Origin of the sequence: Metabacillus herbersteinensis (genome assembly GCF_042433335.1) — a bacterium.
Classification (GTDB): Bacteria; Bacillota; Bacilli; order Bacillales; family Bacillaceae; genus Metabacillus; species Metabacillus herbersteinensis.
The window spans coordinates 124,501-142,159 of sequence record NZ_JBHLVO010000002.1; the positions used below are offsets into that span (position 1 = coordinate 124,501).

The window sequence follows — 17,659 nt, forward strand, 5'->3', positions numbered from 1 at the left end:
TTTACTTGTCATAATTTTGTCGATATATGTTTAGGAATGACGAAAGTGATCCTAAACATATTTTTATGTTTATAAGATTGTAAGTTAAAAAAACATGTAAAACTACTACTCTATGTGGAAGAACCTTGGAGGGTTTGCTGTGATTGAATTTAAGAATGTCTCACTTGTTTATCCAAACGGAACACAAGGACTTAAAGAGGTAAATGTTCAAATAAACGATGGTGAATTTGTTGTCATTGTAGGTTTATCAGGTGCAGGGAAATCAACATTTATCCGCAGTATTAACGGACTTGTATCACCAACAGGCGGTAAGTTGTTAGTAGACGGACAAAATGTTTTAGATACAAAAGGGAAAGAGTTGCGCTCACTTCGTACTAAAATCGGAATGATCTTCCAAAACTATAACCTCGTAAAACGCTCTTCTGTTATGAAAAATGTCATTGCTGGACGTCTAGGGCACACGGGCACGTTAAAAAGTATTTTGAATCTATACTCGAAGGAAGATATGGCTTTAGCTTATGAGAGTTTGAAACGTGTAAACATAGAAGAAAAGCTTTATAGCCGTGCTGATGAGTTAAGTGGAGGACAGCAACAACGTGTTAGTATTGCACGTGTTCTTACTCAAAAGCCCAAATACGTATTAGCGGATGAGCCAGTTGCTAGTTTGGATCCACCAACCTCACATCAAGTGATGAAATATTTGAAAAAAATTAATCGCGAAGATAAAATTACAACAATCGTAAACTTACATTTCATTGATATGGCAATGGAGTATGCAGACCGTATCATCGGAATGAGAGCAGGTGAAATCGTTTATGATGGTCCTGCTTCTGAAGTAACTGAAAAAACATTTGAAGAAATTTATGGCCGTTCAATTCGTGAGGACGATCTCCGAGGAGGACAGGATGAGTAATGGATAACAAACTCGGAAGTAAAATACCAACTAGTCTTGTAGGTCCAAAAACGAAAAGACAAATGACGGTTACAATGTCTGTCATTATGATTCTTTATTTAATTAGTGCAATTAAAACAGAATCATTTGTTACAGAATTATTTTATGGATTTGAAAATATTATGATGATGGTAGGTCAACTATTTCCACCTAATCCAAATTACGCCCAAGCCGTTTGGCCAAAATTAATCGAAACGTTACACATGGCTATCATTGCAACAACCGTTGCGATTGTCCTTTGTGTACCACTAAGTTTACTAGCAGCAAACAATGTCACATCCAATAAGTATTTGTATAACTCTGTGCGTATGTTTTTAAACATACTACGGACGATTCCAGATATTATTTTAGCTGTTATTTTCGTCGGGTTATTTGGGATCGGAGTTTTTCCTGGTATTCTAGCATTGATTATTTTTTCTCTAGGAATTTTAGCTAAGCTAATAAGTGAAACGATTGAGTCGATTGATAGTCATCCACTTGAAGCGATGACAGCATCTGGTGCGAACAAACTTCAGGTAATTTGGTTCGCGGTTGTACCACAAGTTCTGCCTCAATTTATTTCATTTGGCTTATATGTATTTGAAATTAACATCCGTGCTTCAGTGGTTTTAGGACTTGTAGGAGCAGGTGGGGTTGGTCAATTACTAAACCAACAAATCAACTTCTTTAATTACCAAAATGCAATGATGTTAATTGTTATCATCTTTATTGCGGTGATCATCATTGATTATATTAGTACAAAGTTAAGGGAGGCAATTGTATAATGTCAACACTTCAGCTACCTCCCAAACCGAGAGTTTCACCGATCAAAAAGATTAGAAAATGGTCTATTGCCATCTTCATTACAGCCATTTATATTTGGACCTATATGAGTCTTGAAATAAAATGGGATCGGATTTTTAGTGATAAAACGATTGATAGCTTTGGAAGAGTTATTCCAAAACTGTTCTCACCTGACTTCTCAACATTTGGAAAGATCATGGATAAAATGCTAGAAACCATCTTAATTGCGTATACAGGATCGCTCATGGCTGCGATTATTGCGATTCCTATCGGTTTTTTAGCTGCAAGTAACATGGTGAAAAGTAAAGCATTGAATACAGCTAGCAAATGGGTTCTTAATGCCATTCGTGCTTTCCCAGAGCTTGTAATTGCGATTATTTTCGTTGCATCGATTGGTCCGAGACCGTTTGCTGGTGTCCTTGCAATCGCAATTGGATCAACGGGTATGCTTGGAAAACTATATTCTGAAGTGATTGAATCCATTGACATGAAAGTCGTCGAAGCAATGGAAGCAAATGGGGCAAACAAAATTCAAATTCTATTTTATGGAATTATGCCACAAGTACTTCCTGAATTTTTATCCTATTCAATTTACCGATTTGAAATTGACGTCCGTGCATCATCTATCTTAGGAATCATTGGTGCAGGTGGTATTGGTACGTTAATTACCATTGCGACAATGAACCGAAACTGGTCTGAGGTAGGAATGATTTTACTCGTCATTATTGTAGTTGTGACAATTATTGACATTGCTTCTTCGGCGATTCGCAAGCGCATTGTCTAAACAAGGGATTATAGAATGGGGCTGACTTTTTCTTTGTAGTCAGCCTTTTTATTTTTATTTCGTGGTCTAAACAATGGTTGTGAGTAGGTAGTATGTTGTGTAAGATGAATTTAACTTAGTTTATTTTAGGGGGTGTAGAAATGAGTAACGTGAAGATTACAATTTTGCAGACAAGTGATGTTCATGGGAACATTTTTTCACATCAATATAGCACAAACGAAGGAAAAGAATTAGGATTAGGAAAAATTGCTTCCATTATCGAACAAGAGCGAATTTCCAACGATCATACAATTTTAATCGATAATGGTGATTTAATACAAGGAACTCCATTAACGTATCATTATGTTAAGAAGCAAAGTCACCAAAAAAATCCGATGATCCTACTACTAAATGAGTTGAACTATGACGTTGCGGTGGTAGGTAATCATGAATTTAATTATGGTCGAACTATTTTAGAACAAGCAGTTGCTGAATCAAGTTTCCCATGGCTATCGGCTAATATTATCGATGATAAGAAGAAAGCGCCGTTCCTTGGAAAGCCATATATTATCAAAGTAATAGATGGAATTAAAGTGGCAATATTAGGAGTAACAACACATTACATACCGAATTGGGAAGACCCTGCACATATAGTGGGACTCCACTTTGAAGATGCTTTACTTTCAACAAAAAAGTGGATTGAAAAAATTCGAAATGAGGAACAACCCGATGTGATGATTGTTTCTTATCATGGTGGATTTGAGAGGGACATGCAGATTGGTGAACCAACTGAAGAGCTCACCACTGAAAATCAAGGCTACCAAATTTGTCACGAAGTTGAAGGAATTGATGTGCTTTTGACCGGTCATCAGCATCGAACGATTTCAGGTGAGTTAAATGGAGTAACCGTCGTACAACCTAGTTTCAACGGACAAGCAATTGCTAGGATTGAGCTCAAGGTTGATAAAAACAGTAAACGTATCATTAAGAAGGAAGCAACAATTTTAAAGGCAGAGAATGTGCAGCCAAACAAAAAGTTGTTATCAATTGTCGAAAGCTATGAAAAAGAAACTCAGGGCTGGCTAGATCAACCAATTGGAAAAGTAATCGGAGACATGACTGTAAAGGATGGTTTTCAGCTTCGGATAATAGAACATCCTTTAATTGAGTTCATTAATAAAGTTCAAATGGAAGCATCAGGTGTTAGTCTATCTAATACAGCTCTATTTAACAATGAATCACCTGGCCTGCCTATGGAGATCACAATGAGAGATATTGTCTCAAATTATATCTACCCAAACACGCTGAAAGTAATTAAAATAACCGGTTCTGATATAAAATCAGCACTTGAACGATCTGCCTCTTATTTTGAGTTAGATAAAGAAGGGAATCCTATTGTAAACCCAGAATTCTCTGTACCAAAACCACAGCATTATAATTATGATATGTGGGAAGGAATTGATTACACGCTTGATATTTCAAGGCCAATCGGTGAACGTGTCGTTAAATTGGTGAGAAGTGGTCAACCTTTGCATTTATCTGATGAGTTTGAAGTGGTTATGAATAACTACCGAGCAGGTGGCGGCGGAGAATACATAATGTTCAAAGGAAAGCCGGTTGTAAAGGAAATACCAATTGATATGTCGGAATTGATGGCTGATTATATAATGGAAAGAAAAATCATCCATGCAGATGTGAATCACAATTGGAGTGTGGTCTGGTAGAAAGAAGCTGACGATCTTAGTCAGCTTTTTCTATTGTACTATCAAAATTTATATATCTTAAAGAATAAGTGGGAGTTTCTGAATCCAGCTCCAGCGTAAGCCCCGACGCACAGGACGTGCTAGTGCAGTTAATGCGACAGGACGTCGCGATTTTGACTGCCTCGAGGTCATAAGTCACTCTGAAATTGAAGGCAAAGAGCGCCTTCTATTTCAGAGCGCCTTATGCTATGCCTAAGGCTGAACAAGGCGCTTGCGCTTTTTAAAAGTGTGATACTCTAAAAATAGGTCTATACTGCTACAAGTTTTTAAGATATAGTTGACTTTTAACTTGTAATTTATTATTATTATTTAGAATTCAAGATATTCTCATATCGAAGGATTGATGAAAAATGACAAAAGATAAACAAATAGAAGAATCACTCAAACTATTTATTGTATTATCACGAGCACACCGCGCAATTAACGATCAAGTCAATAAACAGATTGCCAGCTTTGATTTAAACCCAACTGAATTTGCAGTGATGGAATTGCTATACCACAAAGGGGAGCAGCCTCTACAACAAATTGGTGGGAAAATTTTACTTGCTAGTGGCAGTATTACGTATGTTGTGGACAAACTGGAAAAAAAAGAATTGCTTATTCGGAAGGCGTGTCCCAAAGATCGTCGTGTTACATATGCGCAGATTACGGATAAGGGGAGAAAATTAATAGAAGATATTTTCCCATCCCATCGTGAAAGAATCGATGAAATTATTGGCGTCCTTTCTGATGAAGAAAAGCTGCTTGTTACAGATTTAGTAAAAAAGGTTGGATATCATGCCCGAGATATGCGCTAAGACTTTGAACTTTTAGCGATGGGTAAATATAGACTCTACTCCTATCCTGAAAAAATTGTTTGTATCTACTTTTTATCATATCAGGAATATGTTGACCTTTTTTGATTCACCAGCATTCAGAGCTTCTTGCTTAAACACGAACGGCTTAACCACTATGGTTAAGCCGTTTATTTTGTTTACATGGTTTTCACTATACTCTCCGAGTTAACTCTCCCAGATAATATTGGAACAAACATCAAGTTGTTATTCTGATTTCCATTGCATAACAACCATTCACCTGGAAACAATAAAAAAGCTAAAAGTTAACAAAATTTGAAGATTTTTAAAGGTGTAGAAATGAAATGTTAACAAACAGGGGAGCACACAATGAAACAGGAAAAAATAAGTGCACTCCAACTATTTTATGTAATGGTTGGATTTGAAATAGGAAATACGATGATTTTTGGAATAGGAGCAGAGGCAAAGCAGGATGCTTGGTTATCAATCGGGATAGGTATGTTATTTGGTCTAATTTTAATGTTCGTTTATACCAAATTATCTGCATATTATCCTGGTGACACATTAGTCCAGATGATCCCAAAAATCATCGGCAAATATCTCGCATTTCCAGTAAATATAGTTTATCTTCTTTATTTTGCTTATCTTGCCTCAACTGCTTGCCGAGATTTTGGAGAGTTAATTGTCTCAACGATCTTAGTTGAAACGCCTATTGCTGTCGTTATCGTGAGCTTTATGGTGTTGATGATTTATTGTTTAAGGGGCGGTGTTGAGGCATTTGGCCGTATGGGGGAAGTTGTCTTTCCTGTTTATATGTTTGCGATTGTTGTTATTTGGATTCTTTTATTGAGTGTTCAAGAATTCAATATTAATAATATTACCCCTGTATTAGGCAATGGTGTAAAACCAGTATTAAAAGAGGTTTTTCCGAATACCATTACCTTTCCATTTGGAGAAACAATCATCATTACAATGTTTTTTCCCGTTCTAAACAAAAAACAGAACGCCAGAAAGATAGGCATGGCCGTAATTTTAATAGGAGGGATTTTATTAACACTTAATTCAATCATGAACTTATGTGTATTAGGTCCGGAAATATACGCGAACGTGAACTTCCCTCTTCTTGCAGCTACAAGACAAGTTACAATTGCAGATTTTCTTGAACGTTTTGATGCACTTATTATTTTAATGATGGTAGCAGGGGTATTCTTTAAAGTTGGAGGTTGGACGTATGGTGCTGCCGTTGGTATCGCTCAAGTATTAAACGTAAAGAATCATCGTTCTATTTTGCTCGCAATCGGCACCATTATCCCACCATTATCCCTCTTACATGCATCAAACTATGCTGAGCATTTAGAAGTTGGTGCAAAGTTTATTACGATGTATTTGCATATCCCATTGCAAATAATCATCCCGTTTTTATTGTTCTCCATCGCATTTATTCGCAACAAGTTTAAACCTAAAAAAGTACTTAATTAATCCCTCTGATTAGCAGTTTTATGGCCCGAAATTTACGGTAAGGATCTTTTCAAGCTTCCTGAATGATCTTGTAATAATCAGCTATAAGTATACACAGAAACCTTTAAGTATAACATGTCTCATTAAGGAAATATTAAGCAAAAGTGGAATTTGTAAAATGAAAGTTTGCCTTGGAAATGGCAAAGGCTTTTTAGCATAAGGGAGATTATAAATGAAACAAGAAAAAATAAGTGGGTTCCAACTTTCTTATTTAATGATTGGATACGTATTAGGGACAGCGATGATTTTGGGATTAGGAGCAGAAGTAAAGCAGGATGCATGGTTACTTATACTATTCGGTATGTTATGCAGTCTGATCCTAATGGCTGTCTACACGCAATTATCAGCCTATTATCCGGATGATACATTGGTTCAGATTCTTCCGAAAATTATCGGAAAGTATCTTTCATATCCAATAATCATGCTTTATATTTTTCATTTTACATATTCTGCAGCAAGAGCATGTAGAGAATTAGGAGATCTGATTGTCACTACAATCTTAGTTGATACCCCGTCCGTTGTCGTAATCGGAAGCTTTATGGTGTTAATGATTTATTGTCTAAGAGGTGGAGTTGAGACTTTTGGACGAATGGGTGAAATTGTGTTTCCTGTTTATATTATTGCTCTCATACTGATATGGATTCTATTATTTAGCGTCGAACAGTTCAATGTTAATAATCTTACTCCTGTTTTAGGAAATGGTGTAAAGCCAGTATTGAAAGAGGTATTTCCAAATGCTGTAAACTTCCCATTTGGAGAAACAATTATCATTATGATGTTTTTTCCTTTTCTAAATAAGAAGCAGAATGTAAGAAAGATAGGAATGTCGATCATTCTAATTGGAGGCACAATGTTAACGGTTAATTCAATAATGATGCTATCCACTTTAGGTCCAGAAATTTACAGCGAGAGTAACTTTTCTCTTCTTGCAGCTACCCAGATGGTTTCTATTGCAGATTTTCTTGAACGTTTTGATGCACTTGTTATTTTAATGATGGTAGCAGGAGTGTTTTTTAAGGTTGGAGGGTTTACATTCGGAGCTGCCGTTGCAATCTCTCAGGTTTTTAAGTTAAAACAAACTCGTTCTGTAATACTTGCAATGGGTACAATTATTACTTCTTTATCGCTCATAAGCGCAACTAGTTATGTAGAACATTTAGAAATTGGATTTACGATTTTTGTTCCATATGTCCATACTCTATTGCAAGTAATTGTACCGATATTACTGCTTTGCATCGCATTTATTCGTAAGAGGATTCATTCTTAATACGTTTAGTCATCATGAGAGGTGGTGAACCATTGAAAGTTTTAAAATGGTTTAAAAAATTAACTTCTACAAGTCAAAATCAAGATCAAGAACTAGTTAATCCTCAAGAAGAAAGAGAATCTTTAACAGGAATTCTTAAAGAGGATTTTTACAAGATTGAACGATTATTTGAAGGGTCATCAGATTTCTCCTATCGGAAATTTGAAATAAATGCTACTTATTCAGCGATAATCCTGTATCTTGATGGACTAGTCGATATGAATAGAATGGAATCGAATGTGATAAATCCTTTGTTAACTCATAATGAGGATTTACTGCAAAAACCTATTATTACAATTAAGGAAATAGAAGAAGAGCTTCACTCCGCTCAAGTAAAAAAAGGCGGAACAATTCAAGAAGTTGTTGATCATATTTTGTCAGGGGATACCGTTTTATTGGTTAGTGGTTTTAATCAATCACTATTTATCAGCGAACAGTCTTGGCAACAACGATCCGTTAATGACCCTCCATCAGAACCGGTTGTCTATGGACCAAGAGAAGGATTTACAGAAAACATCCGGACAAATACAAGCATGATTCGACGACGTTTAAAAACATCCCAACTTAAATTAGAAAGTATCACAATTGGGGAACTTTCAAAAACCGAAGTAGTGATTGCTTACCTTGAAGGAATTGCACAAGATTCAATAGTAGAGGAAGTTCGAACCAGATTAAATCGGATTAACATTGATGCCATTGAGGACAGCGGGTACATTCTAGAGTTTATAGAGGATAATCCTTACTCAGTATTTCCACAAGTTTTGCAAACTGAACGGCCGGATAGGGTTGTAGGTAGCCTTCTTGAAGGCAAAATCGGGATTATCGTTGAAAATAGCCCATTTGCTCTCATTGCTCCTGTCACTTTTTTTGTCATGATGAATTCACCTGAAGATTATTATGGTAGGTTTATGATCTCTACATTTACTCGGTGGCTACGGTATTTATTTTTATTTGTTGCTTTGTTGTTTCCCTCAATTTATATTGCCGTGACAACATTCCATCAGGAATTATTGCCGACAAATTTGTTGTTTAGTGTTGCGGCTTCAAGAGAGAAGGTACCATTTCCTGCGGTTGTAGAAGCTTTGTTAATGGAAATCACCTTTGAAGCATTGCGTGAAGCAGGCTTACGACTGCCACGCCCAATCGGAGCAACTGTAAGTATTGTCGGTGCGTTAGTAATCGGTCAAGCTGCTGTAGAGGCTGGAATTGTTTCCGCTCCATTAGTCATCGTCGTATCGATTACCGGGATTGCATCGTTTATGTTTGCCAGTTACAGCTTGACAGGAGCAATTCGTCTCCTTCGCTTTATGATGATGTTCATAGCTGCTACGTTGGGGTTTTATGGGATATTGCTAGGTGTTTTTTTTATCTTAGTTCATCTTGTTCAACTTCGTTCCTTCGGTGTTCCATATTTGACACCTGTATCACCTTTTAATTTTAACAACCTTAAAGATGTGTTTATTCGAGCTCCATGGTGGGCGATGGTCGAACGTCCAGAACAAACTGCAAAAAGTAATTTGAAGCGGATGAGTAAGTCATTAAGACCACACCCCCCTAAGCGTAATAACTAGGTCGTTTCAACAAGGACAGGATGGTGCTGATGAAAACGATTAAAATGCTGCTAATACTGGTAATGACAGTTCCTTTGCTTTCAGGATGTTGGAATCGGATTGAAATAAATGATATTGCAATTGTTACTGCTGCAGGATTAGATCTCATAGAAGATGATCAAATACGTTTATCACTTCAAGTAGCGGTTCCTACAAAACTAGGACCAGCTGGGGGCGCAGGAGGGGACAGTGAGAATAGTACATTTGTGATTTCAGAGTCTGGTGCAACGATTGCTGAAGCATACCGGAATCTACAAGGGAAATTATCGAGACGTATATTCTTTTCTCATAGTAGGGTTTTATTAATCGGGGAGGAATTAGCTAAAAAGGGTGTTGCTCATATCATTGATTTCTATTCAAGATATCATGAACCTCGTATGAACAGTTATATTATGTTTACAAAAGGAGAAGCTTTCGAGGTAATCAAAAATAAACCGAAACTAGAAAGTGTTTCAGCGGAGGAAACGAGAGAACTGACAAAACTAAGTGTAGGTCTACAAGTTAATATAAAAGAGTTTTTGGACATGCTTCTTTCTGATGGGGTAGAGCCAGTAGCTCCGCAATTTGCATTAAAAACATTGGAGGTTAATAGTGAAAATGATTCTGAACAAGGACAAGCAATCGATGGGGCTGCAGTATTTAAGGATGACAAGTTAGTTGGCTGGATGAATGAAATTGAAACCCGAGGGATATTATGGCTTATAAATAAAATGGAAATAGGAGTTATTACCGTCCCAATCTCTAAGGAAAAAGGTGGTGGCAATATTAGTACAAATATTATTAGATCTAGAACGACCATCGATCCTAAACTTGAACATGGAGAATTAAAACTTACTGTGAATATGACCACAGAAATGAATGTAATGGAAAATGCTTCAAAACAGAATTTAGATGATTCAAAGACGATCGATGATCTGCAAAAAAAATTAGAAACAGAAATTAAGAAAAGAGTTCAATTGGCATTAGATAACGCACAAAAGGAATTTGAATCAGATATCTTTGGATTTGGAGAAGCCGTATACAAGAAATATCCAAAGGAATGGAATACAAAATATAAAAAGAACTGGGATCAGGAATTTTCACATTTAGAAGTTAAGATAAAACCAACCGTTTTCGTAAGAAGAATTGGATTAACAAAGTAATTAATAGATATTCTACTAAAAAGAAGGAATAAATAATGCTTAAGATTATGATGATCATCGCTATTTTTGTAGCAATACTTGCCTGGGAAGTTCCACAGTTGATAAGAAAGAAGGAAATAAAGGAATTAGTTGTTTTTTCTTTTCTCACATTAATAGGATTAGCACTAAGTATATTGTTAGTACGTCAATCATTTATATAGGTATTTATCCCTATTAATAGTCATTTTAGTAGTACAAAAATGTTCTGTTGAGGGATCTTCCGTAGTTTTAAAAAGGATAGTCCGTTCAGGTTTTCCCTGATAGAATCTATCCTCTTTTTAACTGTAAATAACAAGATAAGTTGTTTTGTCATTTACTCTGCTTGTTCATATGGAAGAATCAAGATTTCAACTCGACGATTTTTTTGGCGAGCTTCTTTTGAATTATTTGAAGCAACTGGTTTGAACTCACCGAATCCTTTTGCGCTAAAGGCTTTTGGATCCAACTGGTCATTTTCAATTAAAATTTTCATAAAGTTAACTGCTCTCATTACACTTAGGTGCCAGTTTGAATCAAATTCTGAGTTGCTAATTGGCACATCATCAGTATGTCCACTAATGACGATGTTTCGAGGAGGACTCATGACGAGAAGCTGCGAGATTTCGGTTGCTAGCTGTTCGTCTTTTTTACGAATCGTTGCACTACCAGAGTCAAAGAAAATGTCATTTACAATTGTAACGAGCAAGCCTTCATCAGTTAGTGTTGTTTTTAATTGTGTTTGCAGGTTGTTTTCTTTAATGTACGCATTGATTCTTTCTTGAATTTCTTTTAGCTTTTCTTGTTCAATTTGTTCTTGTTTTTCTTCTTCATCTTCGTCTTTTTCTTTTTTCTGCTCGGCATCCAACTGTTCCATTTCCCCTTCAGGAGTGGGGCTTGGGTATTCAAGTACACCTGTTCCTCCGGTAAATGAGCTATTAAACGCTCTTGCCATCTGCTGGAATTTAACCGCATCAACCGAGCTCATTGCAAAAAGAACGATAAACAGTGCGAGTAACAGCGTTAATAGATCGGCATAAGGGATTAACCACGACTCATCAATGTGTTCGTCGTGTTGTTTATGCTTCTTTTTTCTAGCCATTTACACTCTCTCCCTCAGTCGATGTGTTAAGCTTTACTCGTTCAGAAACAGGTAAGTAGGTTGCGAGCTTTTGTTCAATTGCTTTTGGTGCTTGTCCTTCAAGAACAGAAAGAACACCCTCGATCATTACATGTCTAACTTTAACTTCGTGTTTTGATTTACTTTTAAGTTTGTTAGCAAAAGGATGCCAAAGCACATATCCTGTGAAAATTCCCATTAATGTTGCAACAAAGGCAGCACTAATTGCATGACCTAATTGCTCAATATCATTCATATATCCAAGTGCTGCAATTAGACCAACAACTGCACCTAAAACCCCTAATGTCGGTGCATAGGTTCCTGCTTGAGTAAAAATAGACGCTCCTGCATGATGGCGATCTTCCATAGCATCAATTTCTTCACTCATAACATCACGAATAAATTCAGCATTTTGGCCATCAACCGCCATTAGAAGTCCGTTTCGTAAGAATGGATCTTCTATATCTGAAAGTTTTGCTTCTAATGCGAGTAACCCTTCTTTACGAGCCACTTGTGCCCAGTCTGAAAATAAAGGAATTAAATCTTGTATAGAAGGCATTTTTTGCTCTTTAAAAAGAATTCCGAACAATTTTGGTACTTTTTTTATTTCACTCGCTGGAGAAGCAATCGTAACGGCAGCAATTGTTCCAAGAACGATAATTAACAGTGCAGCAGGGTTAAGTAAAGCACTGATGGCTACCCCTTTCATGACCATTCCAACACCAACTGCAATAAATGCAAGAATTAATCCTATTAACGACGTTTTATCCATATCAATCACCAAATCTCCTAGTATTTTATTACTCTTTATATCGACTATTCCCTCAGATTCTTAAGGGTTTTTGCGAAATTCATATAGATTTCGACTATTTAACGTTTTGTTTCACAGGAGTATTTTTTAGGAAGTTCGCTTCAAAAGTTAGAGCAATACCTCATACTCTGCTAACTAAATTTTTTTTACAAAGGGAAGTTTTTTTTGAGAAAAAAAGGAATTTCTCGCTCATTATTGAATAGGTAAAAGGATTGAAAATTTTACATAGAAAGTAGGTACAACCATGCGCTTTGAAGAGTATCAATATACCAGACCTAATTTAGAGACTTTAAAAGAGTCATTTAACGAAGCACTAGAAACATTTAAGCAAGCTCCCACTTTTGAAGAGCAAGATGCATCGATAAGTGACATTTATAAAATTCGCAACCATGTAGAAACGATGTTTAATCTTGTTTATATTCGTCACACAATCGATACGAATGATGAATTTTACAAAGAAGAACAAGATTTCCTTGATGATCTGCAGCCACATCTTCAAGGCTTAGAGTCTAATTTTTATGCTGAGCTTGTGAACTCACCTTTTCGCACTGGGTTAGAAGAGAAATGGGGCAAACAATTATTTGCTCTTGCTGAATCTCAGTTGAAAACTTTTTCACCTGATGTTGTCGAGGATTTGCAACAGGAGAATAAGCTATCGTCTCAATATACAAAATTAGTTGCTTCTGCCAAGATTGATTTTGATGGAAAAGAATACACACTTGCTCAAATGCAGCCACTTACTGAATCGACTGATCGCGATTTACGCAAACGAGCAAATGAAGCGAGAGTGAAGTTTTTCTCAGGTCATGGAAAAGAATTTGATGAAATCTATGACAAGCTTGTAAAAGTTCGTACAGAGATTGCTAGAAAGTTAGGTTATGACAATTTTGTTGAGCTTGGTTATGCCCGAATGAGCAGAACTGATTATCAAGCAGATATGGTTGCGAATTTCCGTAAACAAGTTGAGGAGTTTATCGTTCCGATTGCAACGAAACTAAGAGAACGCCAACAAGAACGTTTAGGCTTAGAAAATCTCATTTTTTATGATGAGCCGGTTGAATACACAACTGGAAATGCCACACCAAAAGGGGATCCGGATTGGATTGTAGATAATGGCAAGAAAATGTATGCAGAACTTTCTCCTGAAACAAATGAATGGTACAACTTTATGATGGAGAAAAATCTAGTGGATCTTGAAGCAAAAAAGGGGAAAGCTGGCGGTGGATATTGCACATATATTCCTGACTATCAATCTCCTTATATCTTCGCAAACTTCAATGGTACGTCTGGTGATATCGATGTTTTAACACATGAAGCAGGACATGCATTTCAAGTGTATCAAAGCAGACATTTCGCAGTATCTGAATATGGTTTCCCTACAATGGAAGCTTGTGAAATTCATTCCATGAGTATGGAGTTCTTCACATGGTCATGGATGGAAAACTTCTTTAAAGAAGACACAGAGAAGTACAAATTTAGTCATTTAAGTAGTGCACTTTTATTCCTTCCATACGGTGTTGCAGTCGATGAATTCCAACATTTCGTCTATGAAAACCCTGAGGCAACTCCTGAAGAACGTAAATCAGAATGGCGTGAAATTGAGAAAAAATACTTGCCACACCGTGATTATGAGGGCAATGAATACCTAGAGAGTGGTGGCTATTGGCAACGACAAGGCCATATTTACAACTCGCCATTTTATTACATTGATTACACATTAGCACAGATTTGTGCTTTGCAATTTTGGAAAAGACTCCATGAAAACCGTGAGGATGCATGGAAGGATTATTTAACACTTTGTAAACAAGGTGGAAGCAAATCTTTCCTAGAGCTCGTGAAAGTTGCGAACCTAAAGTCTCCTTTTGAAGACGGATGTGTTGAATCGGTTGTAGGAGAAATTGAGGAATGGTTAAATAAGGTCGACGATAAATTGTTATAAATAATTGTGGCAGCTGAATTCATTTTTCAGTTGCTTTTTATTTACTGAAAAGTGTGTTAAATTGACAAAATGGATTGAAAAGTACCACATAATACATGTAGAGATAAGAAAGGACTAAGAAACTATGGAAAAAAGATTACCAAATATAACTATTCCTCCGCTTGATGATGAAATGGGTAAAACTGTTAGAGAGTATGTAGATTCATTAACGAAACCTCTAGGGAGCCTTGGCAGATTGGAAGAAATCGTGATTGAACTAGCAAAAATGACTAGCAATCCATTTCCACAGATTACACGACCAGGTGTGATTGTATTCGCAGCTGATCATGGTGTGACTGCTGAAGGAATATCCGCATTCCCTAAAGAAGTGACAGAACAGATGGTTCGAAACTTTTTAAATGGAGGAGCCGCGATTAATGTGTTCAGTAAGTCTATTGATGCTCATTTAAGAATTATAGACATAGGTGTTTCTGTTGATATTGAGGAAGAAGAGTTAATTAGTAAGAAAATTCGGTATGGAACTGCAAACTTTTACCAAGAAGATGCGATGTCGATTATTGAAGCGATTAATGCAGTTGAAATAGGCTATGAACAAGGACAACAAATGATTAATATGGGCGTTAAATGTCTAATTCTTGGAGAAATGGGAATTGGAAATACAACATCAAGTAGTGCAATTTTAGCAGCGATCAGCAGACAGAACCTAGAAAGTCTAGTTGGGAGTGGTACAGGAATTACAGCTGAAAGAATAATCCATAAACAAAAAGTTATTAGAAAAGCTCTTAAAGAGAGAAAGCCTAATCCAAATGACCCGATCGATATTCTATCAAAAGTCGGTGGGCTAGAAATTGCGGGAATGGTTGGTGCAATGCTCGCAGGGGCTAGCAACAGAATCCCAATCCTTGTTGATGGCTTTATCTCTACAACAGCCGCATTAGTGGCGAAAATGATTTCAAGTCAAGTCACCGAGTATATTTTTATAGGACACCGTTCAGTAGAGCCTGGTCATGATATAGCTATTGAGTTGTTAGGAAAAAAACCACTACTTGATTTAGGAATGAGATTAGGAGAAGGAAGTGGAGCAGCTATGGCTTTTCCTATTCTACATTCAGCAACCCTCATGTTAAGAGAAATGGCCACTTTTACACAAGCCGGAATATCCAATAAGAATTAGAAAATGAATTTAATTTTTTAAAACGCTAGATGCTTACAAGTTAAAAATGAGTGAGGTGTTTTTCCATATGTTTACTAATGAAGAAAGAGAAGCAATTTATAAAGTCATTTTCACTAGAAGAGATGTCCGAACATTTTCACCTAACAAAGTACCAAAAGAAGCTGTAGATAGAATATTAGAAGCGGCACATTATGCACCATCAGTTGGGTTTATGCAGCCGTGGAATTTTATTTTAGTTGAGTCTATTGACACAAAAAAACGTTTGGCTTGGGCAGCAGATAAAGAACGAAGAGCATTGGCAATTCATTATGAAGAAGATGACCGAGCAACAAAATTTCTCAACCTAAAAGTTGAAGGTATTAAAGAAGCTCCGTTAACAATTTGTGTAACATGTGATTCTTCAAGAGGAGGATCACATGTACTTGGACGGAATTCAATTCCAGAAACCGATATTATGTCTACTGCCTGTGCAATTCAGAATATGTGGTTAGCAGCTTGTGCTGAAGGATTAGCGATGGGATGGGTCAGCTTCTATAAAAAGTCAGACATCCGTGACATTTTAAAAATACCTTTTCATATCGATCCAGTTGCATTAATCTCAATTGGATATACAGACGTATATCCGAAAGCACCTATTCTAGAAACAGAAAAGTGGGAAAAAAGACAGAACTTAAAGAAATTGATATTTAGTGACAAATGGGGAGAATAAAGTACTATTCTTGAGTCAAAATAATTATAGACTTAAACAAAACTAAGATTTCAAACAATTTCCTCCCATTCCTTGCATTGTCATAATTGTTCCTATAAGATGTTAATAGATTTAGTTTGTGAAATAAATATTCCAATTTATAAAACAAATAGATTAAGATGCCAAGAAGGCTTAATAGGGAATCTGGTGAAAATCCAGAACTGCCCCCGCAACTGTAAGTGTGGACGAACCTGAGATAACCACTGTATAAGAGTACTGATATAGGTACTTATATGGGAAGGTCTCATAGTAGGAAGATGCACAAGTCAGGAGACCTGTCTTAATTTATAAGTTTCAACTTCTTCGGGGATTGAGAAAGTGAAACGATGGCACAATAGGTTAATTTTTATTAATTTTCCTTTTTATGTTCGTCGTTTCATCCGCTCATCTCAAAAGGTGAGTGGATTTTTTGTGTGCTTTTTTATGGAGACCATACATATATTGTCCAATGCGAGAATAATATGATGTGTATGTAGTCATTAGTAATTATTTTTGTTTTTTAGTAGATTTATACAATTACATAATGTTACGACAAGGTGCACGATAGATGTCTATTGTGTTAAAAGGGAAGAACGGTGAAAATCCGTCACGGTACCCGCCACTGTTAAGGGGAGTTTTATTGCAAAATGTCACTGAGCATACTTGCTTGGGAAGACGCAATGAAATGATGAACCATAGTCAGGAGACCTGCCTTGTACGTAAATACTTCGTAATCCTACGGGCTATAGGAAGAAGTGCCGATTAAGTGGGATACGTATCATTGTGTCATTTTTTCTGCACCTCTATCTAATAGGGGTGCATTTTTTATTTGTCTAAAAAAATAATGGAGCTGATTAGATGACAACTTGGAATTTAAACGGGACTAAACATCATGTTTTGATTTGTAACGGAAGTAGTTGTATGAGAAAGGGAGGAGAAGAGGTAACCCAAGCGATTCGAAATGAAGTGACGAACTTGGAGTTGGATGCGCAAGTACATTCGACGAGAACCCGCTGTAATGGTCGATGCAAAGATGCTTGCGTCGTGATCGTTTATCCAGAAGGAACTTGGTATAAGGCGGTTACTCCAGAATCGGGGAGTACGATTGTTAAAGAACATCTAGCAGAAGGAAGAATCGCTCTGGAATCTGTTATTTATCACTATGAAGAACAAGGATTTATTGCACCTGATCATTCAGAGTCGATAGTCGGTATATCAAAACCATTAAAAGGAGAAGGTTAA

The 17,659-nt window shown here is 36.6% G+C and carries 16 protein-coding genes and 2 riboswitches; of the genes, 14 read left to right on the forward strand and 2 right to left on the reverse strand.

The window, feature by feature from the left end:
• The first annotated feature begins 139 nt into the window (after positions 1-139).
• The 10 genes from phnC (at position 140) to ACFFIX_RS03660 (ending at position 10,831) form a co-directional block, all read left to right on the forward strand.
• On the forward strand, positions 140-913 hold the full coding sequence (phnC, locus tag ACFFIX_RS03615; RefSeq protein WP_378930620.1) for a phosphonate ABC transporter ATP-binding protein: 774 nt from the start codon (positions 140-142) through the stop codon (positions 911-913).
• The gene (gene phnE, locus ACFFIX_RS03620; RefSeq protein WP_378930622.1) at positions 913-1,716 is read left to right on the forward strand and encodes a phosphonate ABC transporter, permease protein PhnE; all 804 of its coding nucleotides are present in this window, start codon (positions 913-915) and stop codon (positions 1,714-1,716) included. The genes phnC and phnE (ACFFIX_RS03620) overlap by 1 nt, the downstream gene beginning before the upstream one ends.
• The gene (gene phnE, locus ACFFIX_RS03625) at positions 1,716-2,519 is read left to right on the forward strand and encodes a phosphonate ABC transporter, permease protein PhnE (protein WP_378930624.1); all 804 of its coding nucleotides are present in this window, start codon (positions 1,716-1,718) and stop codon (positions 2,517-2,519) included. The genes phnE (ACFFIX_RS03620) and phnE (ACFFIX_RS03625) overlap by 1 nt, the downstream gene beginning before the upstream one ends.
• Before the next feature lie 140 nt (positions 2,520-2,659).
• Positions 2,660-4,222, forward strand: a complete 1,563-nt coding sequence (locus ACFFIX_RS03630) for a bifunctional metallophosphatase/5'-nucleotidase (RefSeq protein ID WP_378930626.1) — start codon at positions 2,660-2,662, stop codon at positions 4,220-4,222.
• A 389-nt stretch (positions 4,223-4,611) separates the two neighbouring features.
• Positions 4,612-5,058, forward strand: a complete 447-nt coding sequence (locus ACFFIX_RS03635; protein WP_378930628.1) for a MarR family winged helix-turn-helix transcriptional regulator — start codon at positions 4,612-4,614, stop codon at positions 5,056-5,058.
• A 366-nt stretch (positions 5,059-5,424) separates the two neighbouring features.
• Positions 5,425-6,534 carry a GerAB/ArcD/ProY family transporter gene (locus ACFFIX_RS03640; RefSeq protein ID WP_378930630.1) on the forward strand — a complete coding sequence of 370 codons (1,110 nt, stop codon included), beginning with the start codon at positions 5,425-5,427 and terminating at the stop codon, positions 6,532-6,534.
• A 211-nt stretch (positions 6,535-6,745) separates the two neighbouring features.
• Positions 6,746-7,840, forward strand: a complete 1,095-nt coding sequence (locus ACFFIX_RS03645; RefSeq protein WP_378930632.1) for a GerAB/ArcD/ProY family transporter — start codon at positions 6,746-6,748, stop codon at positions 7,838-7,840.
• Between the two features lie 32 nt (positions 7,841-7,872).
• A complete protein-coding gene (locus tag ACFFIX_RS03650; protein ID WP_378930634.1) occupies positions 7,873-9,450 on the forward strand; it encodes a spore germination protein in 1,578 nt (525 codons plus the stop codon).
• A 29-nt stretch (positions 9,451-9,479) separates the two neighbouring features.
• Positions 9,480-10,631 (forward strand): Ger(x)C family spore germination protein, encoded by a 1,152-nt coding sequence (locus tag ACFFIX_RS03655; RefSeq protein WP_378930637.1) that lies wholly within the window; start codon positions 9,480-9,482, stop codon positions 10,629-10,631.
• A gap of 35 nt (positions 10,632-10,666) precedes the next feature.
• Positions 10,667-10,831, forward strand: coding sequence for a hypothetical protein (locus ACFFIX_RS03660; RefSeq protein ID WP_378930639.1), 165 nt, complete (start codon positions 10,667-10,669; stop codon positions 10,829-10,831).
• 152 nt (positions 10,832-10,983) lie between these two features.
• On the opposite strand, the gene motB is transcribed toward ACFFIX_RS03660, so the two are convergent.
• Both motB and motA read right to left on the reverse strand, forming a co-directional pair.
• On the reverse strand, positions 10,984-11,748 hold the full coding sequence (motB, locus tag ACFFIX_RS03665) for a flagellar motor protein MotB (protein ID WP_378930641.1): 765 nt from the start codon (positions 11,746-11,748) through the stop codon (positions 10,984-10,986).
• Positions 11,741-12,538 (reverse strand): flagellar motor stator protein MotA, encoded by a 798-nt coding sequence (gene motA / locus ACFFIX_RS03670; protein ID WP_378930643.1) that lies wholly within the window; start codon positions 12,536-12,538, stop codon positions 11,741-11,743. The genes motB and motA overlap by 8 nt, the downstream gene beginning before the upstream one ends.
• A 283-nt stretch (positions 12,539-12,821) precedes the next feature.
• Here motA and ACFFIX_RS03675 point away from each other — a divergent pair, with 283 nt between their 5' ends.
• From ACFFIX_RS03675 to ACFFIX_RS03690, 4 genes are all read left to right on the forward strand, one after another.
• Positions 12,822-14,516 carry a M3 family oligoendopeptidase gene (locus tag ACFFIX_RS03675; protein WP_378930646.1) on the forward strand — a complete coding sequence of 565 codons (1,695 nt, stop codon included), beginning with the start codon at positions 12,822-12,824 and terminating at the stop codon, positions 14,514-14,516.
• A gap of 124 nt (positions 14,517-14,640) precedes the next feature.
• Positions 14,641-15,690 carry a nicotinate-nucleotide--dimethylbenzimidazole phosphoribosyltransferase gene (cobT, locus tag ACFFIX_RS03680; protein ID WP_378930648.1) on the forward strand — a complete coding sequence of 350 codons (1,050 nt, stop codon included), beginning with the start codon at positions 14,641-14,643 and terminating at the stop codon, positions 15,688-15,690.
• Between the two features lie 67 nt (positions 15,691-15,757).
• On the forward strand, positions 15,758-16,399 hold the full coding sequence (gene bluB / locus ACFFIX_RS03685) for a 5,6-dimethylbenzimidazole synthase (protein WP_378930650.1): 642 nt from the start codon (positions 15,758-15,760) through the stop codon (positions 16,397-16,399).
• A 139-nt stretch (positions 16,400-16,538) separates the two neighbouring features.
• A riboswitch (cobalamin riboswitch) is annotated at positions 16,539-16,735 on the forward strand.
• A gap of 221 nt (positions 16,736-16,956) precedes the next feature.
• Positions 16,957-17,147: riboswitch (cobalamin riboswitch) on the forward strand.
• A gap of 128 nt (positions 17,148-17,275) precedes the next feature.
• A complete protein-coding gene (locus ACFFIX_RS03690) occupies positions 17,276-17,659 on the forward strand; it encodes a (2Fe-2S) ferredoxin domain-containing protein (RefSeq protein WP_378930652.1) in 384 nt (127 codons plus the stop codon).

Bases quoted from the DNA above. Each gene is read 5' to 3' on its own strand.
- ACFFIX_RS03645 (WP_378930632.1), top strand. From the start codon at position 6,746: ATGAAACAAGAAAAAATAAGTGGGTTCCAACTTTCTTATTTAATGATT.
- bluB (WP_378930650.1), top strand. From the start codon at position 15,758: ATGTTTACTAATGAAGAAAGAGAAGCAATTTATAAAGTCATTTTCACT.
- ACFFIX_RS03660 (WP_378930639.1), top strand. From the start codon at position 10,667: ATGCTTAAGATTATGATGATCATCGCTATTTTTGTAGCAATACTTGCC.
- ACFFIX_RS03635 (WP_378930628.1), top strand. From the start codon at position 4,612: ATGACAAAAGATAAACAAATAGAAGAATCACTCAAACTATTTATTGTA.
- motA (WP_378930643.1), bottom strand. From the start codon at position 12,538: ATGGATAAAACGTCGTTAATAGGATTAATTCTTGCATTTATTGCAGTT.
- ACFFIX_RS03655 (WP_378930637.1), top strand. From the start codon at position 9,480: ATGAAAACGATTAAAATGCTGCTAATACTGGTAATGACAGTTCCTTTG.
- ACFFIX_RS03690 (WP_378930652.1), top strand. From the start codon at position 17,276: ATGACAACTTGGAATTTAAACGGGACTAAACATCATGTTTTGATTTGT.
- cobT (WP_378930648.1), top strand. From the start codon at position 14,641: ATGGAAAAAAGATTACCAAATATAACTATTCCTCCGCTTGATGATGAA.
- phnE (WP_378930624.1), top strand. From the start codon at position 1,716: ATGTCAACACTTCAGCTACCTCCCAAACCGAGAGTTTCACCGATCAAA.
- ACFFIX_RS03640 (WP_378930630.1), top strand. From the start codon at position 5,425: ATGAAACAGGAAAAAATAAGTGCACTCCAACTATTTTATGTAATGGTT.
- ACFFIX_RS03630 (WP_378930626.1), top strand. From the start codon at position 2,660: ATGAGTAACGTGAAGATTACAATTTTGCAGACAAGTGATGTTCATGGG.
- ACFFIX_RS03675 (WP_378930646.1), top strand. From the start codon at position 12,822: ATGCGCTTTGAAGAGTATCAATATACCAGACCTAATTTAGAGACTTTA.
- phnE (WP_378930622.1), top strand. From the start codon at position 913: ATGGATAACAAACTCGGAAGTAAAATACCAACTAGTCTTGTAGGTCCA.
- motB (WP_378930641.1), bottom strand. From the start codon at position 11,748: ATGGCTAGAAAAAAGAAGCATAAACAACACGACGAACACATTGATGAG.